Annotated in this window: 12 protein-coding genes and 1 pseudogene; 5 read left to right on the top strand and 8 right to left on the bottom strand. The window is 59.3% G+C overall.

Features of this window, described 5'->3' with window-relative positions:
- The first annotated feature begins 55 nt into the window (after window positions 1-55).
- On the top strand, window positions 56-826 hold the full coding sequence (locus tag Q5705_09140) for an amidohydrolase (GenBank protein WLI78685.1): 771 nt from the start codon (window positions 56-58) through the stop codon (window positions 824-826).
- Window positions 827-1324: 498 nt separating this feature from the next.
- Here Q5705_09140 and Q5705_09135 read toward each other — a convergent pair whose 3' ends face one another.
- Genes Q5705_09135 through Q5705_09105 form a run of 7 tightly spaced genes read right to left on the bottom strand, consistent with a single transcriptional unit; the run spans window position 1325 to window position 9094 of the window.
- Window positions 1325-2926: a gamma-glutamyltransferase family protein gene (locus tag Q5705_09135; GenBank protein WLI78684.1), complete on the bottom strand. Its 1602-nt coding sequence runs from the start codon at window positions 2924-2926 to the stop codon at window positions 1325-1327.
- Between the two features lie 9 nt (window positions 2927-2935).
- A complete protein-coding gene (locus tag Q5705_09130; protein ID WLI78683.1) occupies window positions 2936-3811 on the bottom strand; it encodes an ABC transporter permease in 876 nt (291 codons plus the stop codon).
- Window positions 3811-4755 carry an ABC transporter permease gene (locus Q5705_09125; GenBank protein ID WLI78682.1) on the bottom strand — a complete coding sequence of 315 codons (945 nt, stop codon included), beginning with the start codon at window positions 4753-4755 and terminating at the stop codon, window positions 3811-3813. The genes Q5705_09130 and Q5705_09125 overlap by 1 nt, the downstream gene beginning before the upstream one ends.
- Before the next feature lie 22 nt (window positions 4756-4777).
- Window positions 4778-6292 carry an ABC transporter substrate-binding protein gene (locus Q5705_09120; GenBank protein ID WLI78681.1) on the bottom strand — a complete coding sequence of 505 codons (1515 nt, stop codon included), beginning with the start codon at window positions 6290-6292 and terminating at the stop codon, window positions 4778-4780.
- An 11-nt stretch (window positions 6293-6303) separates the two neighbouring features.
- Entirely contained in the window at window positions 6304-7371 is a 1068-nt protein-coding gene (locus tag Q5705_09115) for an ATP-binding cassette domain-containing protein (protein ID WLI78680.1), read from the bottom strand.
- On the bottom strand, window positions 7368-8381 hold the full coding sequence (locus Q5705_09110; protein WLI78679.1) for an ABC transporter ATP-binding protein: 1014 nt from the start codon (window positions 8379-8381) through the stop codon (window positions 7368-7370). The genes Q5705_09115 and Q5705_09110 overlap by 4 nt, the downstream gene beginning before the upstream one ends.
- Window positions 8378-9094, bottom strand: a complete 717-nt coding sequence (locus Q5705_09105) for an FCD domain-containing protein (GenBank protein WLI78678.1) — start codon at window positions 9092-9094, stop codon at window positions 8378-8380. The genes Q5705_09110 and Q5705_09105 overlap by 4 nt, the downstream gene beginning before the upstream one ends.
- 330 nt (window positions 9095-9424) lie before the next feature.
- Between Q5705_09105 and Q5705_09100 the strand changes: the two genes are divergently transcribed.
- The 3 genes and pseudogenes from Q5705_09100 (at window position 9425) to arsC (ending at window position 10339) form a co-directional block, all read left to right on the top strand.
- Window positions 9425-9745, top strand: coding sequence for a metalloregulator ArsR/SmtB family transcription factor (locus Q5705_09100; protein WLI78677.1), 321 nt, complete (start codon window positions 9425-9427; stop codon window positions 9743-9745).
- 27 nt (window positions 9746-9772) lie between these two features.
- Window positions 9773-9880 (top strand): annotated as a pseudogene (locus Q5705_09095) (ArsB/NhaD family transporter).
- Between the two features lie 33 nt (window positions 9881-9913).
- Entirely contained in the window at window positions 9914-10339 is a 426-nt protein-coding gene (arsC, locus tag Q5705_09090; GenBank protein WLI78676.1) for a glutaredoxin-dependent arsenate reductase, read from the top strand.
- A gap of 62 nt (window positions 10340-10401) precedes the next feature.
- Here arsC and Q5705_09085 read toward each other — a convergent pair whose 3' ends face one another.
- Window positions 10402-11280, bottom strand: a complete 879-nt coding sequence (locus Q5705_09085; protein ID WLI78675.1) for an NAD(P)-dependent oxidoreductase — start codon at window positions 11278-11280, stop codon at window positions 10402-10404.
- A gap of 144 nt (window positions 11281-11424) precedes the next feature.
- Here Q5705_09085 and Q5705_09080 point away from each other — a divergent pair, with 144 nt between their 5' ends.
- The gene (locus Q5705_09080; protein ID WLI78674.1) at window positions 11425-13008 is read left to right on the top strand and encodes a gamma-glutamyltransferase family protein; all 1584 of its coding nucleotides are present in this window, start codon (window positions 11425-11427) and stop codon (window positions 13006-13008) included.
- The last annotated feature ends 101 nt before the right edge of the window (window positions 13009-13109 follow it).

The following is a 13109-nucleotide window of genomic DNA, read 5'->3' as shown; positions in this document are numbered from 1 at the left end:
TTTCGCTTTCTGCATGCTACAGTGTCCAGATGTCGTCTTAGGGGGAGTCGCCATTGTGCCTGGTTTAAAAATAACGCTGTTACAACAACCGTTGGTCTGGATGGATGGGCCAGCGAACTTGCGCCATTTTGATATTCAGCTCGAAGAGATAACCGGGCGCGATGTGATTGTGTTGCCGGAGATGTTCACGACCGGCTTTGCGATGGAAGCAGCGCAACAGTCGATGGCGCAGGAAGAGGTGGTTGAATGGATGCGCGATAAAGCCCGCCAGACCAACGCGCTGGTGGCTGGCAGCGCCGCGCTGCAAACGGAACGCGGGCCGGTGAATCGCTTTTTGCTGGTGGAGCCGCAGGGCAAAGTTCATTTTTACGATAAACGCCATCTGTTTCGCATGGCCGATGAGCATCATCACTATACCGCCGGTGATGAGCGGGTGGTGTTTGAGTGGCGCGGCTGGCGCATTCTGCCGCTGGTGTGCTACGACCTGCGTTTCCCGGTGTGGTCGCGCAACCGCAATGATTACGATCTGCTGCTCTACGTGGCCAACTGGCCTGCGCCGCGATCGCTGCACTGGCAGTCGCTGCTGCTGGCGCGCGCCATTGAAAACCAGGCCTGGGTGGTGGGCTGTAACCGCGTCGGCACCGATGGCAACGGGCATCATTACCGCGGCGACAGCCGGGTGATTAGCCCGCAGGGCGAGATTATCGCCACCGCCGAAGCGCATCTCGCCACGCGCATCGACGCCGAAATGTCGTTAAGCGCGTTGCAAGAGTACCGCGCCCAGTTCCCGGCATGGCAGGACGCGGATCCCTTCACCTTAGAGTGATGCCCTCCCGTAGGCCGGATAAGGCGCAGCCGCCATCCGGCAATCGGTGCCGCAGTGATATGCCGGATGGCGCGTACGCTTATCCGGCATAAGCGGTTTCAGCAGCAACTGTTTTTCATTCGGCACCTATCTTACAGCGACGGTGTTGACCCCCGCTGAAATCGGCGAACCGAAGCGTGAATGACAAGGTCTGGACGCCATGGATGGCGGACAGAGGCGAACCGAGACAGGATGTCGAGTCGAGCCAGCCGCAGTCAGGCACGCGGGAGGTGAGCGCAGTGCGCAGCACCGATTTCCTCGCGGGGCCGCGGGGATTGACAAGGGGAGCGCGGCCGCTTCCCTTGTCCCGTTCATCGCACCGGTGATAAAAATATCCCGCCGCACGCCTGGTGAACGGAACCATTCCACCAATCCCATATGCCATCCGGCAATCGGTGCCGCGGTAATAATGCCGGATGGCGCGTAACCGCTTATCCGGCCTACGGGAGCGGAGCTCCCTTAACTCACCAGCGCCTGCCCATCTTTGCGGCTTTCGGTCGCTGCCAGATAATGCCCTTCCGGCATGCGGTAAACCACCTGCGCCCCGCCAAAGTTATACCCGGCCTGCGGATCTTCCACGGTTATCAGGTGTCCGCGCTCGCGCAGGGCGGCAATCACGTTGTGCGAGAAGGTCGCTTCCACCACCACTTCCCGGCCGCGCACCACACGCCAGCGCGGCGCATCAATGGCCGCCTGCGGGTTTTGCCCGTGCATCATAATGCGCAGCGCCATTTGCATATGCCCCTGCGCCTGCATCGGCCCGCCCATCACGCCAAAGGACATCAGCGGTTTGCCGTCTGCGCCCATCGCGAAGCCCGGAATAATGGTGTGGAACGGACGCTTACTGCCCGCCAGCGCATTTGGGTGTTTCGGATCGAGCACAAAGCCGCAGCCGCGGTTTTGCAGGCTGATCCCGGTATCCGGCACCACCACGCCCGAGCCAAAGCCCATAAAGTTGGACTGAATAAACGACACCATCATGCCGCTGGCGTCAGCGGTGGAGAGATACACCGTGCCGCTTTGCGTCGGTGAACCATAAACAAAATCAGAGGCTTTATCCGGATCAATCAGCGCCGCGCGGCTTTTCAGGTATTCATCGCTGAGCAGCATGTCGGCGGCAAATTCCATATGATCTTCATCGGCGACATAGCGGTCGAGATCGGCAAGCGCCAGCTTCATCGCTTCAATGGAAAGATGCAGCGACTGCACCGAATCCGGGTCGTAGCGGCCGATATCGCACTGCTCAAGAATGCCGAGCGCAATCAATGTCGCAATGCCCTGCCCGTTCGGCGGCAACTCCTGTACTGACCCCCCGGCAAACTCGCGTGAGAGAAGCGAAACCCAATTGGCCTGATGGTTCGCCAAATCGCCTTCCGTCAGATGCGCGCCGTGCTCTTTCGCGAACGCGGCGATTTTCTGCGCCAGCTCACCGCGATAAAACGCTTCGCCGTTAGTCTGTGCAATCAGTTCCAGGGTGCGAGCCTGCGCCGGGTTACGGAAGATTTCACCGATTTTTGGCGCGCGCCCTTCTGGGGCAAAGCAGGCGCTAAAACCCGGCTGATCTTTTAGCTTGTTGTAGCCGCGCTGCCACAGATGACCAATCAGCGGCGAGACCGGAAAACCGTTGCGGGCATACTCAATCGCCGGTTGCGCCAGCGTAGTGAGCGGCAGCGTGCCGAAACGCTCGGCCAGCGCTACCCAGCCGGAGACCGCGCCAGGCACCGTCACCGCATCCCAGCCCAGTTCCGGCACCGCGTCGAGACCGGCAAACAGATCCGCATGCCAGCTTGCCGGTGAGCGCCCGGAGGCATTCAGCCCGTGCAGCTCTTTGCCGTCCCAGACAATGGCAAACGCATCGCTACCAATCCCGCAACCGGTCGGCTCAACCACCGTCAGCGCCATCGCCGTGGCAATGGCCGCATCAACTGCGTTGCCGCCCTGCTGTAACATCCGCATTCCCGCCTGCGCCGCCAGCGGTTGTGACGTTGCTACCGCGTTATGCCCCATCATCGGCGCACGGCGCGACGCGTAACCCACGTTAAAATCTATCGCTTTTGTCATCAAAACCCCTTAGTCGTGGCGCGGATCGAGCGCGTCGCGCAGCCCGTCGCCGAGTAAATTAAACCCCTGCACTGTCAGAAAAATAGCGACGCCCGGAAAGATTGACATCCACGGCGCTTGTTCAAGAAAGCCTTTGGCGGTGTTGAGCATCGCCCCCCATGACGGGTACGGCGGCTGTTGCCCGAGGCCGAGAAACGACAGGCTGGCTTCGGTAATAATCGCCGAGGCAATCGCCAGTGTCGCCTGCACGATAATCGGTGACATCACATTGGGCAGCACATAGCGCGCAATTATCCAGCGATCCGGCAGCCCAATCGCCCGCGCCCCGTCGATATACTCTTCGTTACGAATAGCGATCACCTGACCGCGCGTCAGGCGGGCAAAAATCGGCATCGCCGACAGGCCAATCGCGATCATCGCATTGATCAAACTTGGCCCAAGAAACGCACCAAGGGCAATCGCCATAATCAGAAACGGGCAGGCCAGCAGCGCTTCAATAAAGCGTGAAATCGCCCCATCCCAGATGCCTTGAAAATAACCGGCCAGCAAGCCGAGCGGCACGCCGATCACCACCGCGATAACCACCGACACGCAACCCGCCAGCAGCGACGTGCGCGCCCCCCAAATCATGCGCGAAAGAATATCGCGCCCCAGTTCATCGGAGCCGAACCAGTAGAGTTCCGACGGCGGCTTACGCACCGCCAGAAAGTTGGCTTTGACCGGATCAAACGGCGCAATCCACGGCGCCAGTAGCGCAATAAGCACGAAGATGCCGACAATCACCGCGCCAATCACCGCGCTTTTATTGGCGAGAAATTTCTTCAGTACCCGGTTTTCCGTGCGCGGCAGCGACACCGCCGCGCCGACAGTGGTGAGTTCTGCCATTATTGGCTCCGCATTTTCGGGTTAATCAACACATACAGTACGTCCGCCAGCAGGTTCAGCGCGAGGAAACCTATCGCCACCACCAGCACCACGCCCTGCACCACCGCATAATCACGGTTGAACACCGAATCGACAATCATCTTGCCGAAGCCGGGGATCGTAAACACCTGCTCGGTCAGCACCGCACCGCCTAACAGTTCGCCAAATAGCAGCGTCGTTAACGTGATCACCGGCACCAGCGCATTACGAAACGCGTGCTTCATGATCACCGCTTTTGGCAGCAACCCTTTAGCGCGGGCGGTACGAATGTAATCCGCTTTCAGCACCGCAATCATCGAGGCGCGGGTATGGCGCATCAACGTTGCCGCAAGCCCCGTGCCGAGCACCAGCGCGGGCAGCAGCAAAGTGCGCAGGTTTTGCAGCGGATCCTCACTAAACGGCACAAAGCCGGAGGCGGGCAACCACTGCAAATTGACCGAGAAAATGAGGATTAACAAAATCCCCAGCCAAAAGTGCGGCACCGAGATCCCGGAGATGGCGACAAAGTTGGTCCCGTGATCGATCCAGGTGTTTTTGTTCACCGCCGCCATAATCCCCATGCTGATGCCAAACAGCAGCGCGATAACCATCGCCAGCAGCGACATCTCCAGCGTCACCGGCAATTTGGTAGCAATCAGGTGGGTCACCGGCTCCTGGGTACGTAAAGAGACACCCAGATCGCCCTGCAACGCGCGGGTCAGCCAGTGGAAATACTGCACCGGGATCGGCGCATCCAGATTCAGCTCCGCGCGTAACTGGGCGATCACCGCCGGATCGCGCTCCTCGCCCAACATGGCGGTCAGCGGATCGCCGGGCAGCAGTTTTTGCAGCCCGAACACCATCATACTGACCAGCAGCAGCGTCGGAACCGCGAGCAGCAGGCGTTTGCAAATCAATTCCAGCATGGTCTCTCCTTACAACAGCCGTTTACTTCGCAAGCGTCAGACCCGCCAGACGCACAATGCCGTCCGGGTAAGGTTTGAAGCCCTGTACGTTTTTATTCAGCCCGAAAATACGTGGCTCAAAGTAGAGATAGGCAAGCGGCATATCCGTTTGCAGTTGTTTCACCACCTTTTCATACAGCGCCTGTCGGCTGGCCGGATCGTTATGCAACCGCGCCTGCGTCAGCCACTCATCCACCTGCGCATTGCTGTAGCGGCCATCATTCAACGTCCCTTTGCTGTGAATAAAGCCGAAGATGCTGCCATCAGGATCCGGGCGACCGGACCAGCCGGAGTAGCTCAACTGGAAATCGCCGTGCTGCTGGCGGTCGAGCAGCGTGGCGAACTCGGTCATTTGCAAATTAACGTTAAAGCCCGCTTCGGCGGTCATCGCCTGCAATACCTGGCCGACCTGCTGAGACGTGGGGTTATTCGGCACCAGCAGCGACACCGTAATCGGCGTCGTCACGCCCGCTGCTTTCAGCAGCGCTTTAGCTTTCTCAACATCGCGCGGCGGCACCGGCAGTTTCACGTGATACGGGCTGACCGGTGAAAACGCCTGGTTCGCCGGGGCATACAGCCCTTCGAACACCACCTGGTTCAGCGCATCGCGGTCAATCGCCTGCGAGAACGCTTCGCGTACGCGGGCATCTTTGAACGGATCGTTGGCCGGGACGTTGCCGTTATTGATGTTAAACGTAATGCCCTGGTAACCCAGGCCAGTGACTTTCGACAATTGCAGCTTGCTGTCCGCCTGCACGGTTTTTACATCGCTGGCGGCAATCCCTTCTGTCAGATCCAGATCGCCGGCGCGCAGGTTTGCCAGCCGCACGGAGGCATCCGGAATAGGCAGGTAAATCACCTTGTCGAAGTGGTACGCGCCTTTGTTCCAGTAGTTGTCGAAGCGCGAGAGCACAATGCGATCCTGCGAGACGCGGCTATCAAATTTATACGGCCCGGAGCAGACCGGGTGCGCGGCGAAGTCTGGCTTTTTCGCCGCTGTAGGCGCCAGCATCGCCCCGGCGCGGTCGGTCAACTGCATCAGCAGCGCCGAATCCGGCGTTTTCAGGTGCAGCGCGATTTGCATCGGCCCGGTCACCTCGACCGATTCAATAGAAGAGATTTCGCTTTTACGCAGCGAGCCTGGCAGTGTCAGGGCGCGATCGAGGCTGAATTTCGCCGCCGCGGCGTCAAATTTTTCGCCATCGTGGAAGGTGACACCTTCGCGCAGGTTCATGGTCAGGGTTTTGCCGTCGTCGCTCCACGACCAGTCCTTCGCCAGCCCCGGCACCACTTTCAGATTTTCATCAACATCCACCAGCCGGTCGCACAGCGAGGCAAAGACAAAACGCCCGTAGTAGGTGCGCGCCAGGTGCGGATCGAGCATATCGGGATCCGCACCAAGCCCAACGCGCAGCACACTTTCAGCCTGGGCGGGCAGCGCCGCACCCAGCAACATAACGCTTCCCAGAACGGTCAACAGAGAATTTCGCACAATCATTATTGTTTCCTTTAACGGGACGAGTGAGAGGCCGCGTGTTCAAACAGTGCACGGCGGCGCAGAAACGCGGCGGAGGGCGGCGCTATCTGAATAACGCTGCGATCGCGATTAATCTCCTGCCAGCGGTGGCAGGAAACCTGGCGGCCGCCGTCGAGCACCTGGTTAATCGGCTCGCGCTGGCGACACTCTTCGGTGACATACGGACAACGGGTGTGAAAACGGCAACCCTGCGGCGGATCGGACGGGTTCGGCAAATCGCCCTGCAACAGCGGCATTTCCCGCGCGAGGCCCGGCTGGGTTTGCGGCGCAGAGGCGATCAGCGCCTGGGTGTACGGGTGCAAAGGCGCATCGAAAATCTCATCCACCGTGGCCATCTCGACAATCTGCCCGAGATACATCACCGCCACGCGATCGCTCATATGGCGGATCACCGCCAGGCCATGGGCAACGATAATCATCGTCAGCCCAAGCTGTTGTTTAAGGTTTTCCAGCAGGTTAACCACCTGCGCCTGCACCGACACATCAAGGGCTGAAACGGGCTCATCGCCAAGCAGCAGTTTTGGCCCGGAAGCCAGCGCGCGGGCAATGCCAATACGCTGGCGCTGGCCGCCGGAAAACTCATGGGGGTAGCGCCGCGCCCAGGCGGCAGGCAAGCCCACCATCGCCAGCAGTTCCGCGACCCGCGACTGGCGATCGGCTTTGCCCATCTTCTGGTGCAGCCACAGCGGCTCGCCAACGATTTGTTCCACCGTCATGCGCGGGTTCAGGGAGGCAAACGGATCCTGAAAGATGATTTGCAGCTCGCGCCTGAGCTGGTTTACGCGCGCGCCGCTGGCATGAGTTATCTCTTCGCCCTGGTAAAAAACCCGCCCTTCAGAAGGGGCCAGTAGCCGCAGCAGCAGGCGGCCGAGCGTTGATTTACCGGAGCCGGATTCGCCGACAATCGCCAGCGTTTCGCCGGGGTACACCGTCAGCGAGACGCGATCGACGGCGGTGACATAACGTTTTGGGGCGAACAGGCGCGTCGGCCCGACAAAGCGTTTACTCAGATCGTGGGCTTCTAAAATGGGTGTGCTCATGCGGTTTCTCCCAGCGCGATGTGCTGTTCAAGGGGAGCGCGGAAACAGGCAACCTGGTGGCCCCGCCCCTGCGGCTGTAGCGACGGCTTTTCTTCGTGGCAGCGCGTCTGGGCAAACGGGCAGCGGGTGGCAAACCGGCAGCCTTTCGGCATCGCTTCCGGCAGCGGTACCGCGCCGGGAATGGTGGAAAGCTGGCCTTTGCGCGCGCCGAGGGACGGAATCGATCCCATCAGACCGATGGTGTACGGGTGCTGAGGATCGGCAAAAATCGCCTCGACGCTGCCCTGCTCCACCACCTGCCCGGCGTACATCACCGCCACCTGTTGGGCCACTTCGGCGACCACGCCGAGATCGTGGGTGATCATCAATACCGCCGTGCCGGTGTCGGCTTTCAGGTGATTAAGCAGCGCGAGGATCTGCGCCTGAATGGTCACATCCAGCGCGGTGGTCGGTTCATCGGCAATCAACAAACGCGGGTTATTAATCAGCGCCATCGCAATCATCACGCGCTGGCGCATGCCGCCAGAAAGCTGGTGCGGGTACGCTTTGAGGCGCATCTGTGGGGCGGGAATTTGCACTTTTTCGAGGATCTGAAGCGCGACGTCCATCGCCGTGTGGTGCGGCACATGTTGATGGCGCATGACCGCTTCGCTCAGTTGATCGCCTAAGGTAAACGCCGGGTTCAGGGAGGTCATCGGTTCCTGGAAAATCATCGCCAGCGCATTGCCGCGCAGGTCGGCATATTCGCGCGGGGAAAGTTGGCGCAAGTTGTGTTCGCGAAACTGCATCTCACCGCTGATTATCTGCGCGCTGGCAGGCAGCAGCCCCATTAATGCCAACGAAGTGATGCTTTTGCCGCAACCGGACTCCCCCACCAGCGCCAGGGTTTCGCCGCTTTTGACGGTCAGCGAAATACCGTCCAGCACGCTGACCGGCGATCCGGCAAACTGCACCTTCAGGTTGTGCAAGCGCAGCACCGGCGCGGCCTCTTTAAACGGGATGGTGGTCATGGCTTATCGTCCTCAAGATGAATGGCCTGGATCAGGGCGTGTTGCAGGTCAAGCAGATGTTCACGCATCGCTGTTGCCGCCGCTTTCGGCTGGCGCTCGCCAATCGCCTGCATAATGCGATGGTGATGGCTGTTGTAGCGTTCGACCTTTGCTGGCGTTCGCGCCAGCTCGCGCAGGTGGTGCCAGGCGGGTTCACGACGCACCGCGTCCAGTGTGTCAAACAGGCCGAGCAGCAGACGGTTTCCCGCCGCTTCGGCAATTGCCCGGTGAAAAGCGCTGTCCCATAACTCATTGAGATCCGGGTCGTGCGGGCTTACGTTATCGATGCGCTCCAGCATGCGTTGCATTAACGCGAGGTTTTCCGCGCTGGCCCGCAGCGCCGCCAGCCGCGCCAGACCGGGTTCTATCTGCAAACGGGCTTCCATCACTTCCAGCATATTGGTCTGCTGCACCAACCCTTGCAGCGTGAACGGCCTGGCCGGTGCCGTGGGGCCGGTAAAGGTGCCTTTGCCCTGCTTGCGCCAGATGCGCCCCTCCTCTTCCAGCACGTCCAGCGCGCGGCGCACTTCCCGCCGCCCGACGCCCAGCGCTTCGGCCAGCTCACGTTCGGTGGGCAAAGGCGTCCCTGGTGTTGACTCATGTTGATGAATAAGCCCACGCAGTTGTTCAAGCGCTGTACTGGAATTGGCCAGATAGCGTGACGGTTTTTCCATATTGGTTCATCCGTGTTGCGCGTTATCTTTTACTTAAATTACATGGAGTTAGCTTTTAGATGCGCGTTGCACCTCGTTATTGATTAAGCAATTAGCGAACCAATTCGCCATTGGTTCGGTCATATTTTTGAAATAATTGTTAATACCTTGATTTAATAATGTTTATTTTTTTGCCGACAGTGGCGAAGCGGTAAGATGCGGCCAGGTGCGTTATGCGTGACATGCACGATTTGAGTGCAACCGATGCACTAAGAAGAAAAGTTGTGGTTTGTTTGCATTGAAACATATATGCATTACCATATGTGTTTTCAAAGATTATTGAGGCAATTAATGCTCCTTCCGCTTCAGCTTTTCAAAACCCTCGCTGATGAAACACGGCTGTCGATAGTGCTGCTGCTGCGTGAAGCTGGCGAACTTTGCGTTTGCGATATTTGTGCCGCGACCGGCGAGTCACAACCGAAAGTTTCCCGGCATATGGCTATCTTGCGCGAATACGCGCTGGTGACCGACAGGCGCGACGGAAAATGGATCCATTATCGTCTCTCTGCTGAGCTTCCTGACTGGGCTGGCGCTGTTATTGATTCCACCTGGCACTGCATGCGGGACGATGTCCGCAAGCGGCTGAAAGCGGTGGAGCCTGGTCGCTGCTAAGCATTCATATACTGATGGAGTCGATAGATGTTACTGGCTGGCGTTATTTTCGTGTTTACCCTGGTGCTGGTTATCTGGCAGCCGAAGGGGTGGAGTATCGGCTGGAGTGCCGTTATCGGGGCCGGGCTGGCGCTGCGTCTTTCTTTTCATTAGTCATGAGATACCGTTATGAGCAACATCACCATTTACCACAATCCGGCCTGCGGCACGTCGCGTAATACGCTGGAGATGATCCGTAACAGCGGCGTGGAGCCAACCATTATTCTTTACCTTGAGACACCGCCATCGCGTGATGTGCTGGTGAAACTTATTGCAGATATGGGGATTTCGGTGCGGGCGCTGCTGCGCAAGAACGTTGAACCGTATGAGCAACTGGGGCTGGCACAAGACCGCTTCAGCGACGATCAGTTGCTTGATTTTATGCTGCAACATCCCATTCTGATTAACCGCCCCATCGTAGTGACGCCGCTCGGCACGCGCCTGTGCCGCCCGTCAGAGGTGATACTCGACATCCTGCCGGACGGCCAGAAAGGGGCATTCAGCAAAGAAGACGGGGAACAGGTGATCGACGTATCCGGCAAGCGAATCAAATAAGTCAATGCCGGGTGGCGACTACGCCTTATCCATTGATAAGCGTAGCGCCACCCGGCAACAGGTTAGATTTGCCCGGCGCGGCGGGCGGCGGTACGTGCAAGCGCGGCCCAATCGAGGTGCCCTTCGTCGTGCGCCAGACTTTCGACCAGCGCAGCGCGTAAGGTTCCGGCAATCGCCAGCGGCACATTGACCCGTTCGCCAGCGTCCTGGGCGAGACGCACATCTTTTAGCCCAAGCGCAAGCTTAAACCCGGCGGGTTCGAACGCCTCTGTGGCAATGGCCTGCCCATACCCTTTATAGACCGGGGCGGCAAACAGCGAGGAGGTGATCAAATCGATAAAATCGCCCTTATCAACGTCATGCCCCTGCACCAGCGCCACCGCCTCACCCATCGTGCCAATCGCGCTGGCAATCATAAAGTTTACCGCCAGTTTGGCGACGTTGGCCTGCTCCGGGCGCTCGCCCAACGGCCAGGTTTTCTGCCCGAGCACATCCAGCAGCGGCTGTACTTTTGCCAGTAACACGCGCTCACCCGCCGCCAGGATATTCAGTTGTCCCGCTTCGGCAACATTCACGCGTCCGAGCACCGGTGCGGCGAGATAACCGACGTTTCGCGCCTGATGCAGCCGTGCCAGCTCCACTGCCAGATCGACGGAGATAGTCGCCATATTGATGTGGATCGCCCCTGGTTTCAGGGTAGCCAGCACATTGCCTTCCAGTAACGTACTGCGCGTGGCGTTATCATCTGCCAGCATCGAAATCAGCACATCGGCATCTTTCGCCGCATCCGGCGCCGTTGCCGCATTTATCGCTCCCAGGGCGCTCAGTTTTTCACCCGGCCCGGCAGAACGGTTCCAGCCCTGCACCTGATAGCCTGCTTTCACCAGATTTGCCGCCATTGGCAGCCCCATGGTGCCAAGCCCAAGAAACGCAATCTTCATAACAGATCTCCTGTGGTAAACGGGATAAGGAAATCTGATCAGTGTAATGGCAATAACGAAAGTCGGGTTACGGGTTTGAGGCATTAACCTGGAACAACTCTTGCTTGTTTTTTGCATTCAACCGCAAAAAAGGAACGCTTGACAATGCAAAGTAATATGGCCCCCTCCGGTATGGCGGTAACGCCGCACCATCTCGCCAGCGAGTCGGCACTCTCGGTGTTGCGCCACGGCGGCGATGCGATTGAAGCAATGGTGGCGGCGGCGGCAACCATTGCGGTGGTTTATCCCCATATGAACGGGATTGGCGGCGACGGTTTTTGGCTGATTGTCCCGCCGGACGGTGAACCGCTCGCCATTGATGCCAGCGGCGCAGCCGGGCAACATGCCACCCTCGCGTTTTATGACGGGCATACCCATATTCCCCATCGCGGCCCGCTGGCAGCGTTAACCGTTCCCGGCACGCTCAGCGGCTGGGATGAAGCGCTGAAGGTTTCCACTTCACTGGGCGGCGGGCAACTTCCCCTTTCGCGCCTGCTGGCGGATGCCATTCGTTACGCCGCAGACGGTATTCCGGTGACCCAATCGCAGGCCAGCGCGACGCAGGCGAAATATCAGGAACTGGTGGATATCCCCGGTTTTGCGCAAACCTTTCTGCCCGACGGCGACGCGCCTGCGGCGGGTAGCCGTTTTTGCCAGCCCAAACTGGCCCGTACGCTGACCCGGCTTGCCACCGAAGGATTAGAGAGTTTTTATCGCGGTTCGCTTGCGCAACTGCTCGCCAGTGAAATGGACGCCTTAGGCTTGCCGGTGACGGCGCAGGATCTGGCAAACCACCGCGCCCAGCGGCGCGTACCGCTCAGGCTTGCGCACAGCCAGGGCGAGGTGTTCAATATGACGCCGCCGACGCAAGGCCTGGTGTCGCTGGCGATCCTCGGTATTACCGATCATCTGGACATGGCGCACGCCAATGAAGTGCAGACCATTCACCGCATTGTTGAAGCCACAAAAAAAGCCTTTGGGCTACGCGACCGCTATATCACCGATCCGCGCCATGTGACGCTGCCGGTACAAAGCCTGCTGGAGCAGACACCGCTGGAACAACTCGCCGCCAGCATTGATGAGCAGCGCGCCGCGCCGTGGGGCCAGGGCAAAGGACCGGGCGATACGGTGTGGATGGGCGTGGTCGATAAAAATGGGCTGGCCGTGTCGTTTATCCAGAGTATTTATCACGAGTTCGGCAGCGGCGTCGTGCTGCCGGAAAGTGGCGTACTGCTGCAAAACCGCGGTGCGGCGTTTAGCCTCGATCCCGCGCATTTGCTGGCGCTGATGCCTGGCAAACAGCCGTTCCATACGTTGAACCCGGCGGCTGCGCGGCTAAAAGATGGGCGCACAATGGTTTACGGTACGATGGGCGGCGACGGTCAGCCGCAAACCCAGGCGGCGGTTTTTACCCGCCATATCATGCAAGGTATGCCGTTGCAGGAAGCGGTATGCGCCCCGCGCTGGCTGTTGGGCCGGACTTGGGGGCAAACATCCGACAGCCTGAAACTGGAGGGGCGTTTTAGCGACGCGACATTCCAGGCGCTGCGCAATTTAGGCCATGACGTTGAGTGGCTGCCAGGTTTAAGCGAAGCCACCGGACACGCCGGGGCGATTGTGCGCCACACCAACGGTATGCTGGAAGGCGCATTTGATCCACGCAGCAACGGCAGCGCGGCGGGTTTTTAGCACGATCATGTAGGCCGGATAAGGCGAAGCCGCCATCCGGCATAACAACCGATGGCGGCTTCGATCGCCGGATGGCGCTGGCGCTTATCCGGCCTACAAAT

The organism is Kosakonia sp. H02, from assembly GCA_030704225.1.
Lineage (GTDB): Bacteria > Pseudomonadota > Gammaproteobacteria > Enterobacterales > Enterobacteriaceae > Kosakonia.
Note: the sequence above shows the minus strand (reverse complement) of the source record. Positions and strands in the feature narration are given on the sequence as shown.

Excerpts from the sequence above, each read along its gene's own strand:
- Q5705_09130 (WLI78683.1), bottom strand. The coding sequence starts at position 3,811 with ATGGCAGAACTCACCACTGTCGGCGCGGCGGTGTCGCTGCCGCGCACG.
- Q5705_09110 (WLI78679.1), bottom strand. The coding sequence starts at position 8,381 with ATGACCACCATCCCGTTTAAAGAGGCCGCGCCGGTGCTGCGCTTGCAC.
- Q5705_09125 (WLI78682.1), bottom strand. The coding sequence starts at position 4,755 with ATGCTGGAATTGATTTGCAAACGCCTGCTGCTCGCGGTTCCGACGCTG.
- Q5705_09120 (WLI78681.1), bottom strand. The coding sequence starts at position 6,292 with ATGATTGTGCGAAATTCTCTGTTGACCGTTCTGGGAAGCGTTATGTTG.
- arsC (WLI78676.1), top strand. The coding sequence starts at position 9,914 with ATGAGCAACATCACCATTTACCACAATCCGGCCTGCGGCACGTCGCGT.
- Q5705_09135 (WLI78684.1), bottom strand. The coding sequence starts at position 2,926 with ATGACAAAAGCGATAGATTTTAACGTGGGTTACGCGTCGCGCCGTGCG.
- Q5705_09105 (WLI78678.1), bottom strand. The coding sequence starts at position 9,094 with ATGGAAAAACCGTCACGCTATCTGGCCAATTCCAGTACAGCGCTTGAA.
- Q5705_09080 (WLI78674.1), top strand. The coding sequence starts at position 11,425 with ATGCAAAGTAATATGGCCCCCTCCGGTATGGCGGTAACGCCGCACCAT.
- Q5705_09085 (WLI78675.1), bottom strand. The coding sequence starts at position 11,280 with ATGAAGATTGCGTTTCTTGGGCTTGGCACCATGGGGCTGCCAATGGCG.
- Q5705_09115 (WLI78680.1), bottom strand. The coding sequence starts at position 7,371 with ATGAGCACACCCATTTTAGAAGCCCACGATCTGAGTAAACGCTTTGTC.
- Q5705_09100 (WLI78677.1), top strand. The coding sequence starts at position 9,425 with ATGCTCCTTCCGCTTCAGCTTTTCAAAACCCTCGCTGATGAAACACGG.